This window comes from Lysinibacillus sphaericus (assembly GCF_002982115.1).
Taxonomy (GTDB): Bacteria; Bacillota; Bacilli; order Bacillales_A; family Planococcaceae; genus Lysinibacillus; species Lysinibacillus sphaericus.
In genome coordinates this window covers 1,342,819-1,367,620 of sequence record NZ_CP019980.1, presented here as the reverse complement: position 1 = coordinate 1,367,620, position 24,802 = coordinate 1,342,819, and the positions used below count along the sequence as shown (strand labels likewise).

The window sequence follows — 24,802 nt, the reverse complement described above, 5'->3', positions numbered from 1 at the left end:
CATTATGTGCCACAAAACGTTTGGTATGGACAGTTGGATGGTGCTGGTAGTGTGGCATATGCTTCTTGTTCCGCTAAATGAGCGTACGGCTGAGATAGCACCTGTAATAGCTTATCCATAACACGATAATCACCGCGTGTAACAGCCGCTTCTAACGCTTCCTCTACTCGATGGTTTCGCGGAATAACAGCAGGGTTCGTGTCTCGCATTAACTGCTGTGATTGTGCTTTGGATGGCTCTTGCCTTTGTCTTCTTGCTTGCCACTGTTCGTACCACTTTTTAAATTCCATACTATCAAAAAGCGCCGTTCCTTCACATCTTTGAAACGTTAGTGAACGGAATGTATTTGTATAATCTGCTTCATGCTTTTCCATTAACGTTAGAAGTTCATCTATTAGTGCGGCATCTTGCTGTTCTTCATTAAAGAGACCGAGCTTTGCGCGCATTCCCGCTAACCAGTTTGTATAGTAAAACTGCGGATATTGTTCAATCACTTGCTGAGCTAATGCTACAGCATCTTCTGGGTCGTCATGGATAAGTGGAAGGAGCGTTTCAGCAAAACGCGTAATATTCCATCCTCCAATAGGGGGCTGATTGGCATAAGCATAGCGTCCTTGTCGGTCGATGGAGCTAAAAACTGTTGCTGGATTATAACGATCCATAAAAGCACAAGGACCATAATCAATCGTTTCACCACTAATCGTCATATTATCTGTGTTCATTACACCATGAATAAAGCCGACTAGTTGCCATTTGGCAATAAGGGCTGCCTGTCTTTCCATAACTTCTTGAAGCAAGCTCAAATAGCGATTTTCCATCTGTTCAATCATTGGGAAATGGCGTTGGATTGCATAATCAGCTAACTTCTGAAGCTCTTCATCACTACCCCATTGTGCCGCATATTGAAATGTCCCTACACGTAAATGACTACTTGCAACACGCGTCAAAATCGCACCAGGTAGTTCTGTTTCACGAAGTACTGGTTCTCCTGTTGTCACTACTGCCAAACTACGGGAAGTTGGGATACCTAACGCAAACATTGCTTCGCTAATAATATATTCACGTAGCATCGGGCCAAGTGCTGCACGGCCGTCACCTCCTCTAGAGTAAGGCGTTCGTCCTGAACCTTTGAGTCCGATGTCATAGCGCTCCCCAGAAGGTGTTATTTGTTCGCCTAGAAGGAGTGCTCTACCGTCCCCTAACATATTAAAATGTCCAAATTGATGTCCTGCATATGCCTGTGCAAGCGGCAATGCCCCCTTTGGTATCTCGTTACCCGCAAGCACCTCAATCCCATCTTCTTGTTGAAGCGCACTATAATCTAATCCAAGGGACTTTGCCACTGCTTCATTTAAAATCGCCAACTTAGGTGCATGCACGCGATTTAATTGAAGATGGCTATAGAATGAATTTGGTAGATGAGCATAGCTATTATCAAAATTCCAACCAATATTATTTGCCTTAGTCATTTGATCACCCTTGTTCTTTTCATTTAGTCTTTCTACTAACATGCAATTCATTCGTGGACGTATTTTCCAAAGCTGTAATCCACAAATAGAAAAACGCTTAAACTCTCTTTTAATAGAATCTTAAGCGTTTTTAATAAGTTTAGTTATGCGCGAACAAACGTATGCGTTGACAAACGATCATTGTTCTCTGTGAAGAAATCCACCTGATAATAGCTAGCTTGAATGTCTATAACTGCAAAGCTTTTTTCATTGCCACCTCTTGGCTTTAATAAACTTCCTGGATTGATAAATAAGACATCATCAATCATTTCGGCACCTAATAGATGAGAATGACCAAAGCACACAATATGTGCATCGACTTCCTTTGCGCGATACAATAATGCCAACATGGATGATTTAACATTAAATAAATGACCATGTGTGACAAAAAGAGCAGCATCTCCCACTTGCACAATTATTTCCTCTGGAAAGGCTTTATCAAGATCACAATTTCCCCGCACTTTTTTCATGCCATCTAATGCAGCATGGGAAAAAGGCAGTTCGCTATCACCACAATGAATCATCGTTTCGACATGCGGATAAAAGCCACGTACTTGGTCAATTACATGGCTATCTCCATGTGTATCACTCATGACCACTATTTGCATGGATATCACCTCTTACTTAATAAGGTTTGGCAATTGTTCCTTTAACTTGCGAATGGCATTTCCTCGGTGAGAAATAGCCCCTTTTTCTTCTGGTGTTAATTCAGCCATCATACGATTTAAACTTGGAACAAAAAAGACAGGATCATAGCCAAAACCATTAGTTCCACGTTTTTCATGTGCAATGACACCTTCGCACGTGCCGAACACTGTTGTTGTTTCAAAATCAGGTCCCGCAATAGCAATACAGCAGCAAAAGCGAGCTGTGCGCTTGTTATCTTCTATACCTTGTAAATTTTGCAATAGTTTTACCATATTTGCCTCATCATCATGATCACCAGCATAGCGTGCCGAATAAACACCTGGCTCCCCATTAAGCGCATCTACAGCTAAACCACTATCATCCGCAATAACAATCGTTGCAAGCTCTTTTGCTAAAGCCTCTGCTTTTAACACGGCATTTTCTTCAAATGTTGTGCCTGTTTCTTCAATTTCCATGTCCGGTGCGACATCAAACATCGTCACCACTTCATAACCGAGCGGCCCAAACAATGCTTCGAAATCTTTTGCTTTGCCTTTGTTTTTTGTAGCAATTACAACTTGTTTCATATTAGCAGTTTCCTCCTACTTTATGAGCTATTTCTCCAAGCGCTTGTTTTTGTAGTTCAATAAGCTCGCGAATGCCCTTTTCGCCTAATGCAAGCAAGTTATTTAATTCCTCACGTGAAAAGGTCGCTTCTTCACCAGTCCCTTGTAATTCTACAAAACGGCCTGCTCCTGTCATGACAATATTCATATCTACCGCTGCATCTACATCTTCTACATAATTTAAGTCTAAAACGGCACCTTGCTCTTCAACAATGCCAACACTTGTAGCCGCTAAAAAATCAGTAACAGGGAATTTTTCTAGTTGTTTTTCTTCAGCAAGCTTGGCAATTGCCTGTGTCATTGCGACAAATGCCCCTGTAATCGAAGCAGTTCGTGTTCCGCCGTCTGCTTGAATCACATCACAGTCAATCCATACTGTACGTTCTCCCAACGCTTCTAAATCGACGATAGCACGTAATGCGCGACCAATCAGACGTTGAATTTCCATTGTACGTCCGTTCACTTTCCCGCGTGACGATTCACGTGGTGTTCGTTGTGCTGTGGCACGAGGTAACATTGAATACTCAGCTGTAATCCAACCTTTGCCCTGTCCGCGTAAAAAACCTGGTACTTTATCTTCAACCGTTGCTGTACAAATTACTTTCGTATTTCCAACTTGGATTAATACTGAGCCTTCTGGATGCAATAAATACTCGCTATCCATTTTCACAGGACGCAATGCATCTGCATCTCTACCATCAAATCTTGTCATCATTCATCGTGCCTCCTAAAATCTTTCGCGCCCTTATTTTATCATATTTTCCACTGATGCGACGATTTACTACATGCAATATATGATATTTATCATATCAATTGCATTACATTTTCATCTACAATGAAAAATCTTAAGCTGTTATAGTAATATAATAAAGAAAGAGGTGATGGTCATGTCTCAATCAACAATTGAGCATAGTAGTTATACCATAAAGGAAGAATTTTGGAATGCGCTAACACATGGAATCGGTGCATTTTTAACAGTTCCTGCTACCCTTCTATTAGTGCATAAAGCTCTAACAACCGGTACAAGCACCGAGCTTATTAGTTACATTATTTTTGGTATTTCGATGTTTTGTTTATACATAGCATCGACCTTATATCATGCACTGCCCACACATAAAGTGCTTTTGAAAAAATTAGATCATAGCTCCATCTTCTTATTAATCGCAGGAACATATACACCTGTAGCGCTTATTGCCGTAGGTGGAAAATTAGGAATGAGCATATTTATCATCGAATGGGTTCTTGCCTTTATCGGCATCGTCTTAAAACAATTTTTCGTCCATCGTTTCAAAAAAATCTCGTTGATTGTGTACATTGGCATGGGTTGGCTGATTGTCTTTGCCTATAAACCATTGGTCGCTTATATCTCATTCAACGGGTTTATGACACTTTTACTCGGCGGTATTTTTTATACTGCTGGCACATTTTTTTACAAAAACAAAAAAATAAAGTACAACCACGCAATATGGCATGTCTTTGTGATGGCAGGAAGTGCAGCGATGTTCGTTGCGATTTATTTGTTTATGTAAAATTGTCTATTTCAATATAATGACGACTAAAAAAATCAGCCTAGCTCGTAAGCTAAGCTGATTTTATTTTAATGTAATACGGTGTATGTCAAGCGTACCTTGTTCTAACCAATTTTCTGCAATGGAACGGAAAATCGGCACAGAACCCGTTGCATAAAATTTATGTGCGGGCTTAGCATTTGTATCTGCTAAAGTACCATTATACGCAAGCATTTCCTCGACATCCTTTGCTGTTTCTTCCGCAGAAGATAGCACGAAAACATCTTCTCCGACGACAGCTTCAATTTGTTTTTGCAAAATCGGGTAATGCGTACATCCTAAAATGACCGTATCAAATTGTTCGTTTTTTAACGGTTTTAAGCCTTCTGCAATTAAATTATTTGCAAATTGTCCTTTATATTCGCCACTTTCAACTAGTGGTACGAACGTTGGACAAGCCAGTGGAATAATGTGGGTAGACGTATTCAAAGACAATAAGGCTTCTTCATACGCCCCACTTTTAATTGTACCTTCTGTTGCAAGCACAACGACTTCATGTCGCTTCGTTTTCTTTACAGCTGCACGTGCGCCAGCATTAATAACGCCTAGTACCGGAAAAGGCATATTACGTTGTAAACTTTCGAGTGCTACTGCAGTCGCTGTATTACAAGCTATGACGAGCATCTTAATATTCATTTTTTCGAGTGCTTTGGCCATTTGCCAAGTAAAATTCCGTACTTCCTGTCGAGTTCGTGGACCATACGGACATCTTGCTGTATCACCGATATAATAAATCGTTTCGTTTGGCAATCGTTTTATTATTTCCTTTGCTACGGTTAGACCGCCTACTCCTGAATCAATAACGCCTATCGGGGCATTCATACTTTCCGCCTCAATCCTGTTTCATGTGTACATGTAGTTTTTGTAAATAGCTCGATAATTGCGCGACTTCTTGTTCGTTAAATCCTACAAGCATTTCTTGCAAATATTGCTGTCTTTTTTCAATAACCTCTTGAATAATTCGTTCGCCTTTTTCGAGAAGATGAACGACAACGACCCGGCGATCATTTTCATCACGCACTCGCTTGACTAATTCATTTTTCTCCATACGATCCACTAAATCTGTTGTCGTACTAAAAGCTAAGTATAAACGGTTTGATAAATCGCCAATTGTAATATCACCGAGCTCTTCTAACCACTGTAATGCAACAAATTGTGGCGGCGTAATTGTATATTGTGAAACAATTTCTCTTCCTTTTTGCTTCACAATGGCCGCAATATAGCGTAGTTCCTTTTCAACCGTTGCAACGGTTTCAGGTGAGTGCTTTGTTACTTCATCCGACATATAACTATTCCACTCCTAAACATGCGTTGAATAGTTCTATTTTGTCGTTTTTTTCACGAAATAGCAAGTGTCCATTAGTCTAATTTGAATTCTTCTAAGCGTAACAGCTCAATTAACGCTTGAGATCGATTTGTTACACCTAGCTTTTGAATTGTATTGGAAATGTGATTTCGCACTGTTTTTTCACTAATACCAAGCTGCTCTGCAATATCCCTCGTTGTTTTTTCAGCTAATAAAAGCGCAAATATTTCACGTTCTCGGTTTGTTAAAAGAGAACGATGATGAGAGCCATTCATTTTCAGTCACACCCTCCTCCCCCGCACGTATTGTAACTTATGTTAAGGAGTGTTGAGCGGTGACGGCTATTTTCATGAATACACCGAGTTTCCACAAAAATTTCGGAAGTTCTTCTTTTTCGCGCGACAAATGACATGAAAAATGGAATTCTTGACGCCCTAGCTTCTTTTTTCGAGCATGCTCGGGAAAATCTGCGTTACCTGCCACAAGAAATTCCACGCCGACCTCCATCCATGCCTATATTCCATTCTGCCTCACTTAAAAGGATGAAGCACTCAATGAATAGCAAATTACATAATCGCTAACTGTGCTAATTGCGCCTTTTCTTCTTGTGATATCGGCACGCTTTTACCTGTTCGTGGATCCATTTGTACTACTGTACCACGACCTGTAAAGCATACTTCATCCTTTTGATTTTTCGCTAAGTAATGGATATCCATTGATGAGTTACCTAATTTCGCTACTTTTGTATATATACGAAGTACATCATTAAAGAAAACTTGCTTTCGATAATCACATTGTAAATCTGCTACAATCGGAATCCCCTTTACCTTGTCGTCCAATGCAGAAGGCATTAAGATGCCTAAATGATTAAAATAATCGATTCTAGCCTGTTCAAAATATGTAAAGCTAACGGTATTATTCATATGCCCATACATATCCGTTTCCGAAAAACGCACACGTACCTCAATATAAAATGAAAAATCCTCTGCCCATTTCTCAAAGTCTTCAATATAATTTGCTTTCATATCCCCAACCCCTTTGTGTGATTGCCTACTGTTAATCTATTCGTATTATCATCGTTAAAAAATGAATACAAATTCATTATAAAGGAAGAGAGGCAATTATGATAGAAAAATCAGAAATTTTAGTGTTTTATTCACGATTTCACTCATCTTCTATCTAACAGTCTATAAAAAAACTCCCTTACACTATTGTGTAAGGGAGTAGCATTGTACAATTAGTCAACGTAATGGTCAGAACCGAAGAAGTTACGGAACATTTGCACTGTTGTTGCACGGTTTAAAGATGCGATAGATGTTGTTAAAGGAATACCTTTAGGACAAGCAGCTACACAGTTTTGAGAGTTACCGCAGTTAGCAAGACCGCCGTCACCCATAATTGCATTTAAACGTTCGTCTTTAATCATTGCACCTGTTGGATGTGTGTTAAATAGACGTACTTGTGATAATGGTGCTGGTCCAATGAATGAAGCTTTTTCAGACACGTTTGGACATGCTTCCATACATACACCACAAGTCATACATTTAGATAATTCATAAGCCCATTGACGTTTACCTTCTGGCATACGTGGACCTTCACCTAAATCATAAGTACCATCGATTGGTACCCATGCTTTCACTTTTTTCAGTGCGTTGAACATACGATCACGGTCAACTTGTAAGTCACGTACAACCGGGAAAGTTTTCATTGGCTCAAGGCGTACTGGTTCAGTCAATTGATCAATCAGTGTTGAACATGATTGACGTGGACGACCATTGATTACCATTGAACATGCGCCACAAACTTCTTCAAGACAGTTCATATCCCATGAAACTGGTGTAGTTTTTTCACCGTTTGCCATCACTGGATTTTTTTGAATCTCCATTAACACAGAAATAACGTTCATACCATGACGGTAAGGAACTTCGAATTTCTGCCAGTAGCTTTGGCCACCTTGTGTATCTTGACGTAAAATTTCAACTTTTACCATTCTTCCAGTATTAGCTGCGATTTCCATAATTCTTAGTCTCCTTTCGCAGAGTAGTCACGTTTACGTGGTGGGATTAATGATACGTCTACTTCTTGATATGTGATCACTGGCTCGCCTGTAGCAGGGTCGAATTTCGCCATTGTTGTTTTTAAGAAGTTTTCATCATCACGTTGCGGGAAGTCTGGTTTATAGTGCGCACCACGAGATTCATTACGAAGTAAAGCACCTTTTGTCATTACTTTCGCTAGGTAAAGCATGTTTTTCAACTGACGTGTAAAGTGAGCACCTTGGTTACTCCATTTTTGTGTATCGTTGATGTTAATGTTTTCCCAACGTTTTTGGAATTCACCAAGTTTTTTATATGTTTCTTCAAGTTGGTCGTTATAGCGTACAACTGTCATTGTAGCAGTCATTAACTCACCAAGCTCTTTATGAAGAAGGTAAGCGTTTTCTGTGCCGTCCATTTTCATGATAGCATCCCATTTCGCTTGCTCTTCTTTAACACGTGCATCATAAATATCTTGCGATAAATCTTCAGCATGCTTTTTAAGATGTTTAACGTAATCTACTGCATTTGGACCAGCAACCATACCGCCATAAATTGCAGATAATAATGAGTTAGCACCAAGACGGTTTGCACCATGTTGAGAGTAATCACATTCACCCGCTGCGAATAGACCAGGAATTTCAGTCATTTGGTTGTAGTCAACCCATAATCCACCCATTGAGTAGTGAACTGCAGGGAAAATTTTCATTGGTAATTTACGTGGGTCATCACCTACGAATTTTTCGTAGATTTCAATGATACCACCAAGTTTTACATCTAATTCATGTGGATCTTTATGAGAAAGATCTAGGTACACCATGTTTTCGCCGTTGATACCAAGTTTTTGGTTTACACAAACGTCGAAAATTTCACGTGTTGCGATATCACGTGGTACTAAGTTACCATATGCAGGGTATTTTTCTTCTAAGAAGTACCAAGGTTTACCGTCTTTATATGTCCAAATACGGCCACCTTCACCACGAGCAGATTCTGACATTAGACGGTTTTTGTCGTCCCCAGGAATCGCTGTTGGGTGAATTTGAATGAACTCACCATTCGCGTATGAAGCACCTTGTTGGTATACGATAGAAGCAGCAGAACCTGTGTTAATAACAGAGTTTGTTGTTTTACCGAAGATAATACCAGGGCCACCAGTCGCCATAATAACAGCGTCTGCACGGAATGATTGAATTTCTTCTGTACGCATATTTTGTGCGACGATACCGCGGCAAACGCCGTCATCATCGATAACAACACCAAGGAATTCCCAGTGTTCATATTTGTTAACTAAACCAGCTACTTCGTGAGAACGAACTTGCTCGTCCAACGCGTATAGTAATTGCTGACCAGTTGTAGCACCTGAGAATGCTGTACGGTGCATTAACGTACCACCGAAACGGCGGAAATCAAGTAAACCTTCTGGTGTACGGTTGAACATTACACCCATACGGTCCATTAAGTGAATAATACCAGGGGCAGCATCACACATACCTTTAACTGGTGGTTGGTTCGCTAAGAAATCCCCACCATATACTGTATCATCAAAGTGAATCCAAGGAGAATCCCCTTCACCTTTTGTATTTACGGCACCATTAATTCCGCCTTGCGCACATACAGAGTGTGAGCGTTTTACAGGAACTAATGAGAATAAATCAACTTCAGTACCAACTTCAGCTGCTTTAATCGTTGCCATCAGACCAGCTAAACCGCCGCCGACAACAATTATTTTGCTTTTCGCCATGATTATTTCTCACTCCTCTTAAAAAATTGCAATGATTGCATGTACTCTTATAGTAGCTTCTATTGAATTATACGAAAGCTAAAATAGCAGCCACACCAACTACACTTAGAATTACGAAAAGAACGTTTGTTACATAAGTAGCAATCTTTTGAGACTGTGGTGATTGTGTAATACCCCAGCTTACTAAGAATGACCACAAACCATTTGTTAAGTGGAAAGTTGCTGATAAAATACCAACAATGTAGAATCCAAGCATAAATGGATTTGCAACGATATTTGCCATCATGTCGTAATCAACGTGTGTACCAAGCGCTTTTTGAATACGAGTTTGGAAAATATGCCATGCAATGAAAATTACTAAAAATACACCTGTGAAGCGTTGTAATGAGAACATCCAGTTACGGTATGTGCTGAAACGCCCTGTATTTGGTGTAGCTGTGAATGCAATGAACACACCATAAAATGCGTGGAACATTAATGGAATGTAGATGACAATCCACTCAACTAGGATAAGAAATGGAATTTTTTCCATTACTGCGGTAGCATCATTGTAACTTTCTGCTCCGCCTGTTGCTGTAAAGTTAATGAATAGGTGCATCGTTAAAAACAGACCTACTGGAATGATCCCAAGTAGAGAATGTAAGCGACGCCATAAAAACTCTCGATCTTTCGACAAGACTGTTACCCCCCTTAGTACTTAAAATAGCACAACAAAAGAAGTCATCATTTTGTAAATGATACTCCATTGACTGTGTATTTCATCATGGTACAATATTATGACATGTTTATTGTACTCTCAAGAGCTACGAGCGTCAAGGTAACATAGAGTTTTTGCTAGACCTTATTAAAGAAGTAATCTAGTACATAACGTGTCGTTTCTTCTCGAAAAATCTATCATTACTTTATTGGTGCTAAATTATAAGAAAATTCTAAGAAAGAAGGATTTCTATGTTAAATAATCCATCTAATACTATCTCATCATTTGGATATGAGTTAATTCGTGATCATGTCCTATCTTCAATACTTGGTAAACATGAGGATGACGTACTATATTGGGCTGGCAAGGAGCTTGCGCGGAAGTTTCCTTGTAAAAGTCAAGATGAACTTATCGCATTTTTCGCAGATGCGTGCTGGGGTACTCTAGTATTGACAAAGGAGTCTAAAGATGGGCGCATTTTCCATTTAATGAATGAACCAACCCTTTTACAAATTCAAAATCGTAGCTTTAGACTTGAAGCAGGCTTTATTGCTGAACAAATTCAGCAAGTAAAAGGTTACTTGACTGAATGTTATGATGAGAAGCGTGAAAAACAACAGCTTGTCACGTTTACAGTCAAATGGGATGTTAAAGAACGTATTATGAATACAATAACAAATGAATAAACGTTTAAAGGATTCTTTTGTTAGAACAAACCTTATACGTGGGGACAAAAGGCAACAAGATGTTACTCTTGATGCCTTTTATCATTTTTATATAGTAGTTACTGTTTGTGAATTTCTTCTTCTAAATTAAACTCCTCATGTAATGCATTAGCAGCTCGAATCATTTCGTCTTGCGGCACAACAACAGAGACTTTAATTTCCGACGTACTCACCATTTTTACTGGAATATCCTCTCGACGTAAGCGATCAAACATTCTGGCAGCTACTCCAGGATTCGATGCCATCCCAGATCCAATAATCGACACTTTCGCTAAGCCGATTTCAAAATCGGCAAAGCTAAAACCAAGTGACAATTTACTATTTTCTAACACTCGTAAAGCTTCAGCAAATTCCTCTTTTAAAATGGTAAAGGATACAGATGGTTTCACACCTTCAATAATAGCTTGAACAATAATATCAACATTAATGCGGTTTTCTGCCAGTATCGCAAACATATCTGCTAACGATGCAGTTGAATATGTATCATAGCCAATTGTTAAACGAATAATATCTGCTTCGAAAGCAACACCACGTACAATTAAATTTTTCTCCATTTCAACTTCCTCCTTCAATAAAGTACCTACTGTATCCACTACACTTGAACGAATAATCACCGGGATTTGAAATTTTTTTGCTAACTCCACTGCACGTGGATGTAGAATATGTGATCCTAAATGCGAAAGTTCCAACATTTCATCATAGGAAATCGCCTGTAACTTTCTCGCTTTTTCAATATGACTTGGATCAGCTGTATAGACACCATCGACATTTGTATAAATCTCAACACGCTCTGCATCTAATGCTGCTGCAATGGCTACTGCTGTCGTTTCTGCTCCACCCTTTCCAAGTGTTGTAATATTGTTGGCAGTATTCATCCCTTGTTCCCCAGCAATAACAACAATTTGTCCTTGTGTCATATGCTCTTGCATGCGACGAACATCGATTTGATCAATACGTGCATTAAAATGTTTTGCATCTGTCTGCACACCAGCTTGCCAGCCAGTTAATGACACTGCATCATAACCGGCCTCTTGCAAAGCAATCGCAAATAGTGCACTTGATAGTTGCGAGCTCGTCGATAACAGTACATCCATCTCACGCTTAGAGGCATCATCTGATAATGCACGTACCATTTTCGTTAAGTCTTTAGCTGTACGGCCCATCGCTGCTGTCACTACTACTACATCATAGCCACGCTCTTTTTTTGCCATTGCAATTTTAGCGACCTCCTGAATCCGCTCTGTTGAGGCGATTGCAGGTCCACCAAATTTCAATACAATACTTGCCATTTTCATCATTCTCCTTTTTTAGATTCGTTTCTAGAACAGCAAAAAGGCAGCCATCACATAACGTGAAAGCTGCCTGCAACATGTACAATAAAATAGCTTGCGCATGTGTGATAGCTCTCCGAAACGTCAAGATTCGACAGTCCTACATCTGTTAAATGCAAAACCAGCAAAGTATCGGAACAACGATACTTCACTTCGGCAAGCTCCCCTTTCACACATCATCACTGGATTTGTCCATCCTTCGATGTGCTACTATTGAACCTTGCACCTCTATCATCACTTAAAATAGTGAAATGTAATTTTACCTTTTATGAAAATACTTCGTTATTATGCTTTATTGCACAATCGTTCATACAAGGATTGTTAGAACATAATGGTATTACCATTGTTATGTTCTATTCCAACATTAGCATATGTCTAATCCTTTGACAACGTCTGCTGCTGAAAATAAGTGTAAATAATGTTCGCTAAGTTTGCAGGCATTCCTGCTTCTTGAAGGGCAAGCTCACTCGCCTCACGAATCTTTTTAACTGAGCCAAAATGCTTCAATAGCTGTTGCTTTCGTTTCGGTCCAACACCTTCAATGCCATCGAGTACAGATTGAATCGCATTTTTTTCATGTTGTTGCCGTAGGAATGTAATAGCAAAACGGTGTACTTCATCCTGAATACGTTGAAGTAAATAAAAGCCATCACTCGTTCGTTTTAATGCGATAACATCAGGCGGATCACCGAACAAGAGCTGAGATGTATTATGCTTATCATCTTTTGCTAAACCAGCGATTGGAATAACAAGACCAAGTTCATCTTCCAACACTTCTCGTGCCACTTCCATCTGTCCTTTACCGCCATCTATTAGCACTAAATCGGGCAATGGCAAGCCTTCTTTTAATACCCTCGTGTAACGGCGGCGTATCACTTCCTGCATTGCCCCGTAATCGTCATGTTTTGCGGCTGTTCGTGTTTTGTATTTACGATATTCTTTCTTTGCCGGTTTACCATCAATAAAAACAACCATTGCTGATACCGCATCCGTACCATGCATATGGCTATTATCGAATGCTTCAATGCGCAATGGTGCTGAAATGCCCATTGCTTCGCCTAGTGCCTCGCATGCGCCAATTGTACGTTCTTCTTGTCGCTCAATCAATTGGAATTTAGCAGCCACAGCAATTTCCGCATTTTTCATAGCCAAATCAACTAGCTCTTTCTTTTGCCCTCGCTTCGGTGTCAGTACTTTAACCCCTAATAATTCGGTTAAAATTGCCGCATCAATAGCCTGTGGAATGAAAATTTCTTTCGGTTTAATATGCTCTAGCTTTTCATAAAAGCGTCCGACAAACGTTAAAAATTCTTCCTCCACGTCCTGATAAATTGGGAAAATGGAGACATCCCGTTCAATTAACTTGCCTTGACGAACGAAAAACACTTGCACACACATCCAACCTTTTTCAACCGCATAACCAAAGACATCGCGGTTGGTCGTATCACTAGACACGATTTTTTGTTTTTGCATAACCGTCTCAATATGTGCAATTTGATCGCGGAACTCCTTTGCTCGCTCGAATTCTAGTTGCTCTGCCGCGACTAGCATCTTGTCCTCAAGTTCTTTTTTTACTACCTCAACGCCGCCATTTAAGAACTTCGTCATATCTTCAATCATATCGTGATAGATGTGAGCATCAATATCCTTTACACATGGAGCTAAGCACTGTCCCATATGATAGTACAAGCAAACCTTGGTTGGTAATTGCACACATTTTCGCAGCGGATAAAGTCTATCCAGCAGCTTTTTCGTCTCACTTGCTGCATACGCATTTGGATAAGGACCAAAATATTTTGCCTTATCTTTTTTTACTTTACGTGTTGTAATAAGTCGTGGATGTTTCTCGTTCGTAATTTTTAAATACGGATATGTTTTATCATCCGTAAGCATGATATTGTATTTAGGATCGTGTAGCTTTATAAGGTTCAACTCTAAAATAAGTGCCTCCAAATTAGATGAAGTCACAATATACTCAAAATCTTCAATTTCGCCAACAAGGCGTTGTGTTTTGCCTTCGTGTGTTCCTGTAAAATAGGAGCGCACTCGATTTTTTAGCACCTTTGCCTTACCTACATAAATAATTGTCCCTTGTCGATCTTTCATCAAATAGCAGCCAGGCTGATCTGGTAAAATATCAAGCTTTCGTTTAATTAAATCATTCATCGCCTACCTGCCCCCCTTTTTTTGATGCTAAATAAAAGTGCCATTTGCGATGCCTAAACGGATATCAAATATCACCATTTAACGGTTGCTTCTCTTTTATTATATAACGAAAAAAAGCCGAGCACATCTAAAGGGACTGACCCCGATATATAAGACAGTAATCAAAAAAGCATTACCCAACCAGTTGTCGGTATTGAACCGGCGACTGGTTGTTTAGTTTCGTTTGAATTCGGTTATTGTTATAATAGTTTATATAGTCTTTGACAGTTTGTTCTACGATGGCCGTCGTAGTACTGTTCAAATTGTCTAAGTAGAATGTTTCAGACTTTAACACAGAATGAAACGATTCGATTGGGGCATTATCAGCGGGCGTACCTTTACGGGACATGCTCATGGTAATGCCTTTTGCTTTTACGGCCTGTTGATAATCATACGATGTGTATACCGCCCCTTGGTCACTGTGCAACGTACACCCTTCGGGCAAATGATGAAGTTGAGCTAATGTATCCAGCACAAAATCAGTATCTTGGCAGTCTCCAATCGAATAGGCAATAATTTCACCATTATATAAATCTTGAATACTTGAAAGATACAACTGTTTTTGACCAAATGGCAAGTAAGTAATATCAGTTACGAGCTTCTGTAACGGTGCGGTGGCTTCAAAATCGCGATTTAATAAATTTGCTGCGATTGCATAAGGTTGTCCTGTTCGTTTCCGTTTTTTCACTTTCACGCGACATTGCCAACCATATTTTTGCATGATACGTTGAACCACTTTATGATTGACGCACATTTCTTGACGTAAGAGTGCTGTAATTTTTCTGTAGCCATAGCGAAATTTATTTGCTCGACAGAGTTCACCGATACGTCTCTCTATTGCTTGACGAGACCTTGCATCGGTTGATGCCTGTTTCCAACGATAGTAGGTAGATCGTGCAATCCCAAAGTGTTTACAAATGTCCTTTACAGACATCATGCTTCTTAGTGACGCAACTAACTGTACTGCTACTTCTCCAACCACTTCCTCTCCAACTCTGCGTACTTTTTTAGCACCTCAATTTGTTGCTTTAAATAACGGTTTTCCAATGCTAATTTCGTTTGTTCATTGTCCGGTTCAGGACCCTTATTAAAGATATATTGTTTGCCTACAGGTTGTTTCAAACGATTGACTTCACCATTTCTATACCAACGCACCCATGTTTCGACCTGTGTTTTATGGCGTATATTTAATTCCAATAGAATCTGTTTGACAGGTACACCCGCTAATCGCATCTTAATCGCTTTCATTTTTACTTCATAGGGATAACTCACTCTTGTTCCCATAGAAAAAACACCTCCAAATTGAAATTTAAGTATCTATACCCGAATTTCAATCGAAGATGCTTTTTTTATTTGTCTATACCTATTGGGGTCAGTTCCAAAGATGGCTCAGCTCTTTTTTTTACAAATTAAGCATGTTTTGCGATGAAAGCTTCTAATGCTTCTTTTGGTTGGAAACCAACAGTTTTGTCTACTAATTCACCATTTTTGAATAAAAGCAGTGAAGGAATAGACATGATTTGGTATTGTGCAGCAGTACCTTGGTTGTTATCTACGTCAACTTTGACGATTTTAGCAGCACTACCCGCAGCATCCATTTCTTCAAGAACTGGTCCAATCATTTTACATGGTCCACACCAAGCAGCCCAAAAGTCGACTAATACTAAGCCTTCTTTAATATCATCTTGGAACGTCGCATCTGTTGCATGTACAATTGCCATTTGAAATCCTCCTTAAACTTACTATGTTTGTAGTATAGCATGGTTAATTTATGTTGAGCGAACAATCTGCCTGCAATGTCTAATTTAGGCTTTACGTACAATCGGCATCCTGTTCCCCTATTTTACTATTCCCCATTTTTTCTTCTCTCAAGCATTAAAAAAGCTAGGGAAGACCCCTAGCTTATGCGTTCACTTTTAACGCTTTAAATTCTTCAATTAGCAATGGAATCACTTCGAATAAATCGCCTACGATACCGTAGTCTGCTACTTTAAAGATATTTGCCTCAGGATCTTTATTAATCGCTACAATGACTTTTGAGTTTGACATACCCGCTAAATGTTGGATAGCCCCAGAAATACCTGCTGCGATGTAAAGGTCTGGTGTCACAACCTTACCTGTTTGACCGATTTGTAATGAATAATCACAATACTCAGCATCGCATGCTCCACGAGATGCACCAACTGCACCACCAAGTAAATCTGCTAATTCTTTTAGCGGTTCGAAGCCTTCCTCTGATTTAACACCACGACCACCTGCTACTACCACTTTAGCTTCTGAAAGATCTACGCCTTCTGAAGATTTACGTACGACCTCTTTAATGATTGAACGTAAATTTGTAATATCAACTGTAATAGATGATACATCACCTGTTTTACCTGGTGCTTTTTCTAAAGGTGCAATATTATTTGGACGGATTGAAACTAACACTACGCCATCTTTTACTTTTACCTTTTCAAAAGCCTTACCCGAATAAATTGGACGGATGAATACTGCATCGTCACCGGCACCTTCAATAGAAGTGACGTCAGAAACAAGTCCTGCTTGTAATTTACTCGCAATTTTAGGCGATAAATCTTTACCATTAGCTGTATGACCAAATACGATGCCTGTTGGATTTTCTTGCTCGATAACAGCTAATAAAGCTTGTCCATAGCCATCTGATGTATATTGTTTTAAATGCGGATGCTCCACTGTCACAACACGATCTGCCCCATACTCGAATAATACACTTGCTAACCCTGCAACCGCATCTCCTAAAAGTACCCCTACAACTTCGCCGCCATCAGCGATTTGTTTTGCTGCTGCAATTGCCTCGAAAGATACATTACGTAAGCTTCCTTCACGAACTTCACCTAATACTAATACTTTTTTTGACATAGTATATTCCCTCCGTTACCCTTTAAGATTCGATTTGCGTTAACAAATGACTTAAACTACTTTCGCTTCTGAATGAAGTAAGTTGACTAGCTCTTTTGCTTGAGCAGAAAGTTCGCCTTCTAAAATACGACCTGCTGCTTTTTGAGCTGGCAAGTAAATATCCACCGTTTCTACTTTTACTTCAACATCATCTTCATCGATATCTAAATCATCTAATTCAAGCTCTGCAAGCGGTTTCTTCTTCGCTTTCATGATGCCTGGTAATGATGGGTAACGCGGCTCATTTAAACCTTGTTGAGCAGTTACTAAAAGTGGTAAAGATGTTTCAATTACTTCTGAATCCCCTTCGATATCGCGCACGATTTTTGCAGATGTGCCATCGATTTCAAGATTTGTAATTGTTGTTACATAGTTAATGCCCAATAAATCAGCAACGCGTGGACCTACTTGACCAGAACCACCGTCAATTGCCACATTGCCTGTTAAAATTAAGTCCGCCTCTTTATCTTTTAAGTACTCAGCTAAAATGTAAGCAGCTGCATTTTGATCTAATTCATCTAGATCATCTTCTGTATTAATAAGAACCGCTTCGTCAGCACCCATTGCTAACGCTGTACGTAATTGTTTCTCCGCATCTTCGCCACCAATTGTCACAACTGTTACTTTACCACCAGCTGCGTCACGAACTTGGATTGCTTCCTCAATTGCATATTCATCATAAGGATTAATAATGAATTCAGCGCCATCCTCTTGGATTTTACCACCTGACACAACGATTTTTTCTTCTGTATCAAACGTACGTTTAATTAATGCAAAAATATTCATATATTCATACCCCCTGCAACGTTTTTTGATTTCCAAGTAAACTTGTAAATATTATATATTTTCAACGTAGATAAACTCCCCTTTCAGTCGTTACCTACACTGATGGAAAACTATTTGCCAGTAAACACAGGCTCGCGTTTTTCGATAAATGCTTGAATACCTTCTTTAGCATCTGCTGATACAAAAACCGTACCAAAGGATTTAGCTTCTGCCTCCATACCTTCATAGAATGAAGCCGGCTTCGCATATTGCAATGCTTGAATGGCTTCTTTCAAAGCGATTGGGCTCTTTTTAGCAATTTTTTTAGCAACCTTTAGTGTTTCCTCAAGTAATGATTCATCGGTAAATGCACGGTTCGCTAAGCCCCACTGCACAGCTTCTGCCCCTGAAATAGGTTCGCTTGTAAACATCATTTCCGCTGCTTTTGCTACCCCCACATAACGCGGTAAACGTTGTGTGCCACCAAAGCCTGGAATAAGACCTAGTTGTAATTCTGGCAACCCTAATTTCGCAGATTCTGTTACAAAGCGCATATGGCAACTCATTGCTAGTTCTAGACCACCGCCAAGTGCCGCACCGTGGATTGCTGCAATAACAGGTTTAGAGAACGTTTCAACACGTTCAAATACTTGTTGCCCATTGCCTGCAAGCTTCGTAAATTCATCTCCAGACTCTACTTCAGTAAATTCCTTAATGTCTGCACCCGCTGAGAAGAAACGGCCTTCACCATGAAGTACAAGGACACGTACAGCGTCATCGTTTTCTACGGCATCTAGCACAGCATCTACTTCTGCAATGATTCCACGAGATAATGCGTTTGCTGGAGGACGTGCAATCGTAATAATTGCTACTCCATCTTCTACTTTCCAACTTAGAAATTCCATTTCTCCACATCCTTTTAAGCTTTAATGCCGTTCAGGATTAATGCCTGAACTTTCGGAACCTGTTCTATCAAATCATATCGATAGTCATTCATCACCCACGATGTAATCGTTTCGTCAATTGTGCCAAATACCATTTGACGTGCCAAACGTACATCCATCGTTTGATTGAACTCACCAGTAACCATACCTTCAATTAGAATCTGATCAAGCAATTGCAAGTAATCTCTTAATACTGCATTGATCTTTTGACGTAAATCTTTATTTGATTGACGAAGTTCTAATTGAGTCACAGTCGCTAATGATCGATCTGTAGCTAGAACATTAAAATGATTTTCAATCATGCGTGAAAGTTTGTCTTTCGACGTGCTTCCATTTTCTATTATATCTTGTAATGACTCTACAAAAACAGCCATTTTTTCATTAAAGACAGAAATTAATATATCTTCTTTATTTTTAAAATATAAATAGATCGTTCCGTCAGCCACCCCAGCTTGTTTTGCGATCTTCGATACTTGCGCTTGGTGATACCCATTTTCTGCAATAACGAAGACAGCTGCATCAATAATTTGCTTATATTTTGGCTTATCTCGTTTCATCTTTATATCACCACCTAAAAAACATACGCACGCCCATCTCCATCTGTGGCACTTTGCTTATTTGCCAATCAGTACTAATAAGTGCTGAAGTTCCCGATACAAAAATTTGAGCGGTCCATCCTAGCTAAATACGGCGTGGTCAATAGAAACAAAAAAATATGAAAATATGAATGGTTATTCATTCATATTTTCATATTATATTTTACACTCGCGCTTGTCAATACTTTCACACGTAGTTATTTTGCTTCTTTATTCGCTAATTTTGTTTTTTCTTCATCCACTAAGGAACGACGCAAAATTTTTCCAACAGCTGTTTTTGGTAGTTCATCTCGGAATTCATAAATGCGTGGCACTTTAAAAGCAGCCAAGTGCTGACGACAGTATTTATTTAATTCGTCTTCAGTAATCGAATATCCTTCTTTTAATACAATATATGCTTTTACTGTTTCTCCTCGATACGGATCAGGAATACCTGCTACAACGCATTCTTGAATTTCTTCCCGTTCATACAAAACTTCTTCGACTTCACGAGGATAAATATTAAAGCCACCTGCAATAATTAAATCCTTTTTCCTGTCCACCACATAGAAGTAACCTTTCTCATCCATATAGCCAAGGTCTCCTGTTAAAAACCAGCCATCTGCAAAAGTTGCAGCCGTATCTTCTGGACGATTCCAATAGCCCTTCATAACCTGTGGACCTTTGACAGCAATTTCACCTACTTCACCGACAGCAAGTTGTTCTGTATCCCCCGTACGTAAAATGACAGAGTCGGTATTCGGCCACGGTAAACCTACTGAACCGATAACCCGGTTACCCCAAATGGGTGTTGCGTGCGTTACGGGAGAGGTTTCAGTTAAGCCATAACCTTCCACAAGCTTCCCACCTGTTACGGCCTCAAATTGTTCCTGTACTTCTACAGGCAGTGAAGCGGAACCACTTAAACATGCTTTAATAGACGATAAATCATACTTCGCAATATCTGGATGATTTAGTAAACCAATATATAATGTCGGTGCACCAGGGAACAATGTTGGCTTTTGCTTATCAATTGTTTTTAAAGCTGTTTCAGCATCAAACTTCGGCAACAATACCATTCTATTTTGGGTAAACACAGATAGTAGCATTACCGTTGTCATACCATAGACATGGAAAAATGGAAGAATACCCATAATTGTTTCTTCGCCATGTACGCATTTATACATCCAGGCATCGCACATTGTCGTATTGGCAATTAAGTTTTTATGCGTTAACATAACGCCTTTCGGGTACCCTGTCGTCCCTCCTGTATATTGAAGCAATGCTAAATCTTCTTCAAAATCAAACGGCAGATTGATCATTTTTACAGGTGAGGACTTCATTATTTCTGTAAATAAATGATTTTGTCCGCTATGCTCCACTTTCACACTAAAACCGTACTGCTTTTTTTGAATAAAAGGATATACTAAATTTTTCGGAAATGGTAAGTAATCTTTAATAGCTGTTACAATGACATTTTCAAGGTCTGTTTCTTTCATGATTTTCATGACACGTGGATACAAAATATCCATTACTAAAATTACCTTCGCACCAGAGTCGGCCATTTGGTACTGCAATTCTCGTTCAGTGTAAAGTGGATTTGTCTGTACTACGACTGCGCCGGCATACATTGCCCCGTAGTAAGCGATTACACTTTGTGGCGTGTTTGGTAGCATAATCGCTACACGATCTCCTTTTTCCACGCCAAGTGCTTGTAAGTAGTTTGCAAACTTAAGTGCAGATTCATATAACTCGGTGTACGTCAAATCCTTACCCATGAAATGAATTGCCACTTTCGATGGCTTCTTTTTATAGGCACGCGTTAAAAACTCTTGCACAGGAATTTCCTCAAACGTTAAAGACGGTGGTACTTCTTCAGGATAATTTGCTAGCCATGGTTTTGCTGTCATACGTCCTCTCCCCTTTGTCCCAAACTTTGTAAATTCTTATTTTAATTATAATGAAAAAGGAATGTACTTTCAAACGCAAAATAGAAAATAAATGCATTTTCGATTAATTATTATGCATTTAACAACATTTATATTACTACTCCTTAATGTCCTTTCCGTTGATATCATTATGAATACTCATTCATTGTTTTGTTTTTTATGCAACTGATGGCCATTATATTTCTATATTAGAAAAATTTTTAAAAAGGCAATTTTCATCAGCGTGCAATGGCTACCGATTTCGTGACGATTCCCGCCCTTTTCGTGGCATTTGACCTACTTTTCATGGCGACCCTACAGATTTCTAGACAAAAAAACTGTAGATAAACTTAGAAATCCAAGTTTACCTACAGTTAAATCCCTCGTATCATTATATGGTCAACATATAGTAGACACCGACTGCCAAAAATGCGATACAGACTACGATTAGAACTTTCGCTAATTTTTCCATCCTATAACACTCCTATGCAATACTTGCCCCAATAACAAACGATAAACCGACTGAAATCGTAAAGGAAATAAAGCCAACTGAGCGATTGTCGTTAGCAATTTCTTGATCTACGTTAAAACGAGGGGTCATAAATTCAAATAAGAAATATGCCACAATTAGTAACGTGAAGCCAAATAGTCCCCAACCAATCATTTCACTCAGCGTGCTATGGCGAGCAATCGAATAACGAAAAATATTACAAATACCTAATATTTTACCGCCCGTTGCAAGCGCCACAGCTACATTACCATTTTTTATTTCTTCCCAGTTTTTATATTTCGTAACGACTTCGAACAATGCCATCGAAACGACTAAACATAACACAACAACACTAAAATATCCTGCCGTTTCGATAATTGGATATCGCCAAAAGCTAGAATTTAGCATTTTCTCCGTCCCCTTTACAGCTTATTTCAATTCCACAACAGTGACGCCAAATCCACCTTCGCCTGCTTCTCCAAAACGGAAGGATTTCACCCGTTTATGTTTTTTCAGGTAACTTTGAATGCCCTGACGTAATGCTCCGGTCCCAACACCGTGGATAATCGACACTCGACCATAGTTTGCAAGTAGCGCATCATCTATATATTTTTCAGTGCGTATTAATGCATCCTCATAGCGCTCCCCACGTAAATCTAACTCTAATTTCACATGGCTATCTCGATTTTTCACACCCGCAACTCGTTGTATAGGCGCTTTCTCTGGTTTAATGTATTCAAGATCGGTATCGGCAATTTTCATCTTTAAAATGCCCATTTGTACAACCCATTCAACATCAGATACTTTTTCAAGCAACGTACCTCGTTGACCATAGCTTAACACCTTTACCTCATCACCGACAACCAAGTTTTGTGCACGCGCCTTGACTTGAGCCGCTTTTTTCAATACTTTGTTATGCTCAAGCGGAGTGGCTTCTTCCAATCGTTTCCGCGCCTCAATCAGCTCATGCTCTTTCACTACTTGATCAGCGTTTTTACGCATTTCTCGAAGCTCTGAAATAATCGTTTCTGCTTCTCGTTTTGCTTCTTCGACAATTTTGCGCGCTTTTTCCTTCGCTTTTTTGTCAAGAGCTTCTTTGCGTTCTTCGTAAGCTTGAAGCTTGTCCTGAAGCTCTTTACGAAGTGCTTCGGACTCTAGTAGTAAATCATGGGAACGCTCTGCATCGTCCTCTGATTGGCGTCGTGTTGCTTCTAAGGACGCAATCATGGATTCCACCTCATGTCGATCCGTTCCTGTGAAGTTTTTGGCACGATCAATAATGGACTCTGGTAAACCGAGACGACTAGAAATTTCAAAAGCATTGGAGCGACCTGGTACACCAATAAGTAAGCGATAAGTTGGACTCAACGTTTCAATATCGAATTCCACACTTGCATTGGCAACACCAGGGCGATTATAGCCGTATGCTTTTAATTCAGGATAGTGCGTCGTAGCCATAACACGAGCGCCGCGACCATGTACTTCATCTAAAATAGAAATCGCTAAGGCAGCCCCTTCTTGTGGATCCGTTCCGGCGCCTAATTCATCGAATAGCACAAGTGATTCGTGATCAAATTGCTGTAAAATGTCGACAATGTTCACCATATGTGATGAAAATGTTGAAAGCGATTGTTCAATCGATTGCTCATCACCAATATCAGCAAAAAGTTGCTCAAATACCGCTAGCTCTGAACCGTCTAATGCCGGCACCGGTAAGCCTGCTTGTGCCATTAATGTACAAAGACCCACTGTTTTTAACGTCACGGTTTTACCACCCGTGTTGGGTCCTGTAATTACAATAGCCGTAATATCTTTGCCAAATTCGATGTCATTGGCAACCGCCGTTTCGATAGGTAATAGCGGATGGCGTGCGCGCACAAGTCGAATATAACCATCCTTGTTCATTTTAGGCATCGTACATTTATTGGCTTGGCCATATTTACCCTTTGCCAAAATAACGTCAATCTCGCCTAATAGTTTTACTAAATTAAATACATCAGGTGCCACTTCTTCAACCATCGCACTTAAAGCAAGCAAAATGCGCTCAATTTCAACTTGCTCTTTCATTTTGAGACGGTGTATTTCATTATTCGCTTGTACAACTGAATCTGGTTCGATAAATAACGTTTGACCAGACGATGATTGGTCATGCACAATGCCGCCATAGTGATAGCGATATTCTTGTTTAACTGGAATCACATAACGGTCGTTACGAATCGTTACAATTGCATCTGAAAGCATTTTAGCTGCATTACTTCCTCGTGTTAAGCTCTCTAGCTTTGAACGCACTTTAGCCTCTTCTGCTCGTAGAGACTGGCGAATGGAGCGCAACGTTTGACTTGCAGAATCTAAAACAGCCCCATTATCATCAATACAGTTATTAATTTCATGCTGTAAACCTGTTAATACAGGCATCATTTCCTTTTTAGCGATAAAATGAGGGATTTCAATAATTTCATCTGACTCTAAATCTTCTAAGAAATTACGCAGTATACGGCTAGCTCGAATCGTACTAGACACTTCCATTAATTCCATCGCTGAAAGCATGCCTCCGATTTGGGCACGTCTTGCTGCTGGTCGTACATCGAAAATACCACCCATTGGCACATTGCCTTTTACACGTAAAATGGAAAGCCCTTCATCCATTTCTTCTAACAACTGAACGACTTTTTCAAAGTCTGTTTGTGGCACAAGTTCATCAATGGCTGATTTGCCGATTGAAGAAGTACAGTATGTAGCCACTTGTTGACGTACCTTATCATATTCTAGTGTTTTCAATGCGCGGTCTGCGATCACTGAGAACACCTCCTC

General features: G+C 39.6%; 25 protein-coding genes and 1 riboswitch. Of the genes, 2 read left to right on the top strand and 23 right to left on the bottom strand.

From position 1 onward, the window contains the following. Positions 1-2: 2 nt before the first annotated feature. The 4 genes from LS41612_RS06840 to rph form a co-directional block, all read right to left on the bottom strand. A complete protein-coding gene (locus LS41612_RS06840; RefSeq protein ID WP_024363263.1) occupies positions 3-1,469 on the bottom strand; it encodes a protein adenylyltransferase SelO in 1,467 nt (488 codons plus the stop codon). A 143-nt stretch (positions 1,470-1,612) separates the two neighbouring features. Further along, entirely contained in the window at positions 1,613-2,116 is a 504-nt protein-coding gene (locus LS41612_RS06835; protein WP_024363264.1) for a metallophosphoesterase, read from the bottom strand. A 12-nt stretch (positions 2,117-2,128) separates the two neighbouring features. Continuing rightward, positions 2,129-2,722 (bottom strand): XTP/dITP diphosphatase, encoded by a 594-nt coding sequence (locus LS41612_RS06830; RefSeq protein ID WP_024363265.1) that lies wholly within the window; start codon positions 2,720-2,722, stop codon positions 2,129-2,131. Position 2,723: 1 nt separating this feature from the next. Further along, positions 2,724-3,473, bottom strand: coding sequence for a ribonuclease PH (gene rph, locus LS41612_RS06825; RefSeq protein ID WP_024363266.1), 750 nt, complete (start codon positions 3,471-3,473; stop codon positions 2,724-2,726). Between the two features lie 175 nt (positions 3,474-3,648). Here rph and trhA point away from each other — a divergent pair, with 175 nt between their 5' ends. Next, on the top strand, positions 3,649-4,290 hold the full coding sequence (trhA, locus tag LS41612_RS06820) for a PAQR family membrane homeostasis protein TrhA (protein WP_024363267.1): 642 nt from the start codon (positions 3,649-3,651) through the stop codon (positions 4,288-4,290). A 63-nt stretch (positions 4,291-4,353) separates the two neighbouring features. Here trhA and racE read toward each other — a convergent pair whose 3' ends face one another. The 8 genes from racE to LS41612_RS06780 all read right to left on the bottom strand — a co-directional run bounded on the left by racE (position 4,354) and on the right by LS41612_RS06780 (position 10,088). After that, complete coding sequence (racE, locus tag LS41612_RS06815; RefSeq protein ID WP_024363268.1) at positions 4,354-5,151, bottom strand: glutamate racemase; 798 nt, start codon at positions 5,149-5,151, stop codon at positions 4,354-4,356. Between the two features lie 10 nt (positions 5,152-5,161). Further along, complete coding sequence (locus tag LS41612_RS06810) at positions 5,162-5,614, bottom strand: MarR family winged helix-turn-helix transcriptional regulator (RefSeq protein ID WP_024363269.1); 453 nt, start codon at positions 5,612-5,614, stop codon at positions 5,162-5,164. A gap of 74 nt (positions 5,615-5,688) precedes the next feature. Next, positions 5,689-5,910, bottom strand: a complete 222-nt coding sequence (locus LS41612_RS06805; protein WP_004226437.1) for a helix-turn-helix domain-containing protein — start codon at positions 5,908-5,910, stop codon at positions 5,689-5,691. Between the two features lie 37 nt (positions 5,911-5,947). Next, complete coding sequence (locus LS41612_RS06800; RefSeq protein WP_024363270.1) at positions 5,948-6,130, bottom strand: hypothetical protein; 183 nt, start codon at positions 6,128-6,130, stop codon at positions 5,948-5,950. A gap of 71 nt (positions 6,131-6,201) precedes the next feature. Further along, entirely contained in the window at positions 6,202-6,660 is a 459-nt protein-coding gene (locus tag LS41612_RS06795; protein WP_024363271.1) for an acyl-CoA thioesterase, read from the bottom strand. Between the two features lie 212 nt (positions 6,661-6,872). Further along, on the bottom strand, positions 6,873-7,652 hold the full coding sequence (sdhB, locus tag LS41612_RS06790) for a succinate dehydrogenase iron-sulfur subunit (RefSeq protein ID WP_024363272.1): 780 nt from the start codon (positions 7,650-7,652) through the stop codon (positions 6,873-6,875). Between the two features lie 5 nt (positions 7,653-7,657). Beyond that, the gene (gene sdhA / locus LS41612_RS06785; RefSeq protein ID WP_024363273.1) at positions 7,658-9,412 is read right to left on the bottom strand and encodes a succinate dehydrogenase flavoprotein subunit; all 1,755 of its coding nucleotides are present in this window, start codon (positions 9,410-9,412) and stop codon (positions 7,658-7,660) included. A gap of 67 nt (positions 9,413-9,479) precedes the next feature. After that, entirely contained in the window at positions 9,480-10,088 is a 609-nt protein-coding gene (locus LS41612_RS06780) for a succinate dehydrogenase cytochrome b558 subunit (RefSeq protein WP_024363274.1), read from the bottom strand. A gap of 272 nt (positions 10,089-10,360) precedes the next feature. On the opposite strand from LS41612_RS06780, the gene LS41612_RS06775 reads away from it, so the two are divergent. Continuing rightward, positions 10,361-10,795 (top strand): YslB family protein, encoded by a 435-nt coding sequence (locus LS41612_RS06775; RefSeq protein ID WP_024363275.1) that lies wholly within the window; start codon positions 10,361-10,363, stop codon positions 10,793-10,795. Positions 10,796-10,893: 98 nt separating this feature from the next. Here LS41612_RS06775 and LS41612_RS06770 read toward each other — a convergent pair whose 3' ends face one another. The 11 genes from LS41612_RS06770 to LS41612_RS06720 all read right to left on the bottom strand — a co-directional run bounded on the left by LS41612_RS06770 (position 10,894) and on the right by LS41612_RS06720 (position 24,787). Further along, positions 10,894-12,123 (bottom strand): aspartate kinase, encoded by a 1,230-nt coding sequence (locus LS41612_RS06770; RefSeq protein ID WP_024363276.1) that lies wholly within the window; start codon positions 12,121-12,123, stop codon positions 10,894-10,896. A 103-nt stretch (positions 12,124-12,226) separates the two neighbouring features. Next, positions 12,227-12,404, bottom strand: a riboswitch (Lysine riboswitch). 136 nt (positions 12,405-12,540) lie between these two features. After that, complete coding sequence (uvrC, locus tag LS41612_RS06765) at positions 12,541-14,331, bottom strand: excinuclease ABC subunit UvrC (RefSeq protein ID WP_024363277.1); 1,791 nt, start codon at positions 14,329-14,331, stop codon at positions 12,541-12,543. Positions 14,332-14,503: 172 nt separating this feature from the next. Beyond that, positions 14,504-15,654, bottom strand: a protein-coding gene (locus LS41612_RS06760; RefSeq protein ID WP_105928880.1) for an IS3 family transposase whose coding sequence is annotated in 2 segments (ribosomal slippage) — positions 14,504-15,381 and positions 15,381-15,654 — 1,152 coding nt in all. Because the reading frame shifts where the segments join, the coding sequence is not laid out codon by codon here. Positions 15,655-15,779: 125 nt separating this feature from the next. Continuing rightward, positions 15,780-16,091, bottom strand: coding sequence for a thioredoxin (gene trxA, locus LS41612_RS06755; RefSeq protein ID WP_024363864.1), 312 nt, complete (start codon positions 16,089-16,091; stop codon positions 15,780-15,782). 181 nt (positions 16,092-16,272) lie between these two features. Further along, positions 16,273-17,250 (bottom strand): electron transfer flavoprotein subunit alpha/FixB family protein, encoded by a 978-nt coding sequence (locus LS41612_RS06750; RefSeq protein WP_024363863.1) that lies wholly within the window; start codon positions 17,248-17,250, stop codon positions 16,273-16,275. Positions 17,251-17,301: 51 nt separating this feature from the next. Then, on the bottom strand, positions 17,302-18,075 hold the full coding sequence (locus tag LS41612_RS06745; protein WP_024363862.1) for an electron transfer flavoprotein subunit beta/FixA family protein: 774 nt from the start codon (positions 18,073-18,075) through the stop codon (positions 17,302-17,304). Positions 18,076-18,185: 110 nt separating this feature from the next. Next, positions 18,186-18,959, bottom strand: a complete 774-nt coding sequence (locus tag LS41612_RS06740; RefSeq protein ID WP_024363861.1) for an enoyl-CoA hydratase — start codon at positions 18,957-18,959, stop codon at positions 18,186-18,188. A gap of 14 nt (positions 18,960-18,973) precedes the next feature. Then, positions 18,974-19,555, bottom strand: coding sequence for a fatty acid metabolism transcriptional regulator FadR (fadR, locus tag LS41612_RS06735; RefSeq protein ID WP_024363860.1), 582 nt, complete (start codon positions 19,553-19,555; stop codon positions 18,974-18,976). A 236-nt stretch (positions 19,556-19,791) separates the two neighbouring features. Beyond that, positions 19,792-21,483 carry an AMP-binding protein gene (locus tag LS41612_RS06730; protein ID WP_024363859.1) on the bottom strand — a complete coding sequence of 564 codons (1,692 nt, stop codon included), beginning with the start codon at positions 21,481-21,483 and terminating at the stop codon, positions 19,792-19,794. Between the two features lie 502 nt (positions 21,484-21,985). Then, on the bottom strand, positions 21,986-22,399 hold the full coding sequence (locus tag LS41612_RS06725) for a DUF350 domain-containing protein (RefSeq protein ID WP_010860124.1): 414 nt from the start codon (positions 22,397-22,399) through the stop codon (positions 21,986-21,988). Positions 22,400-22,420: 21 nt separating this feature from the next. Then, positions 22,421-24,787, bottom strand: a complete 2,367-nt coding sequence (locus LS41612_RS06720) for an endonuclease MutS2 (protein ID WP_024363858.1) — start codon at positions 24,785-24,787, stop codon at positions 22,421-22,423. Between the last annotated feature and the right edge of the window lie 15 nt (positions 24,788-24,802).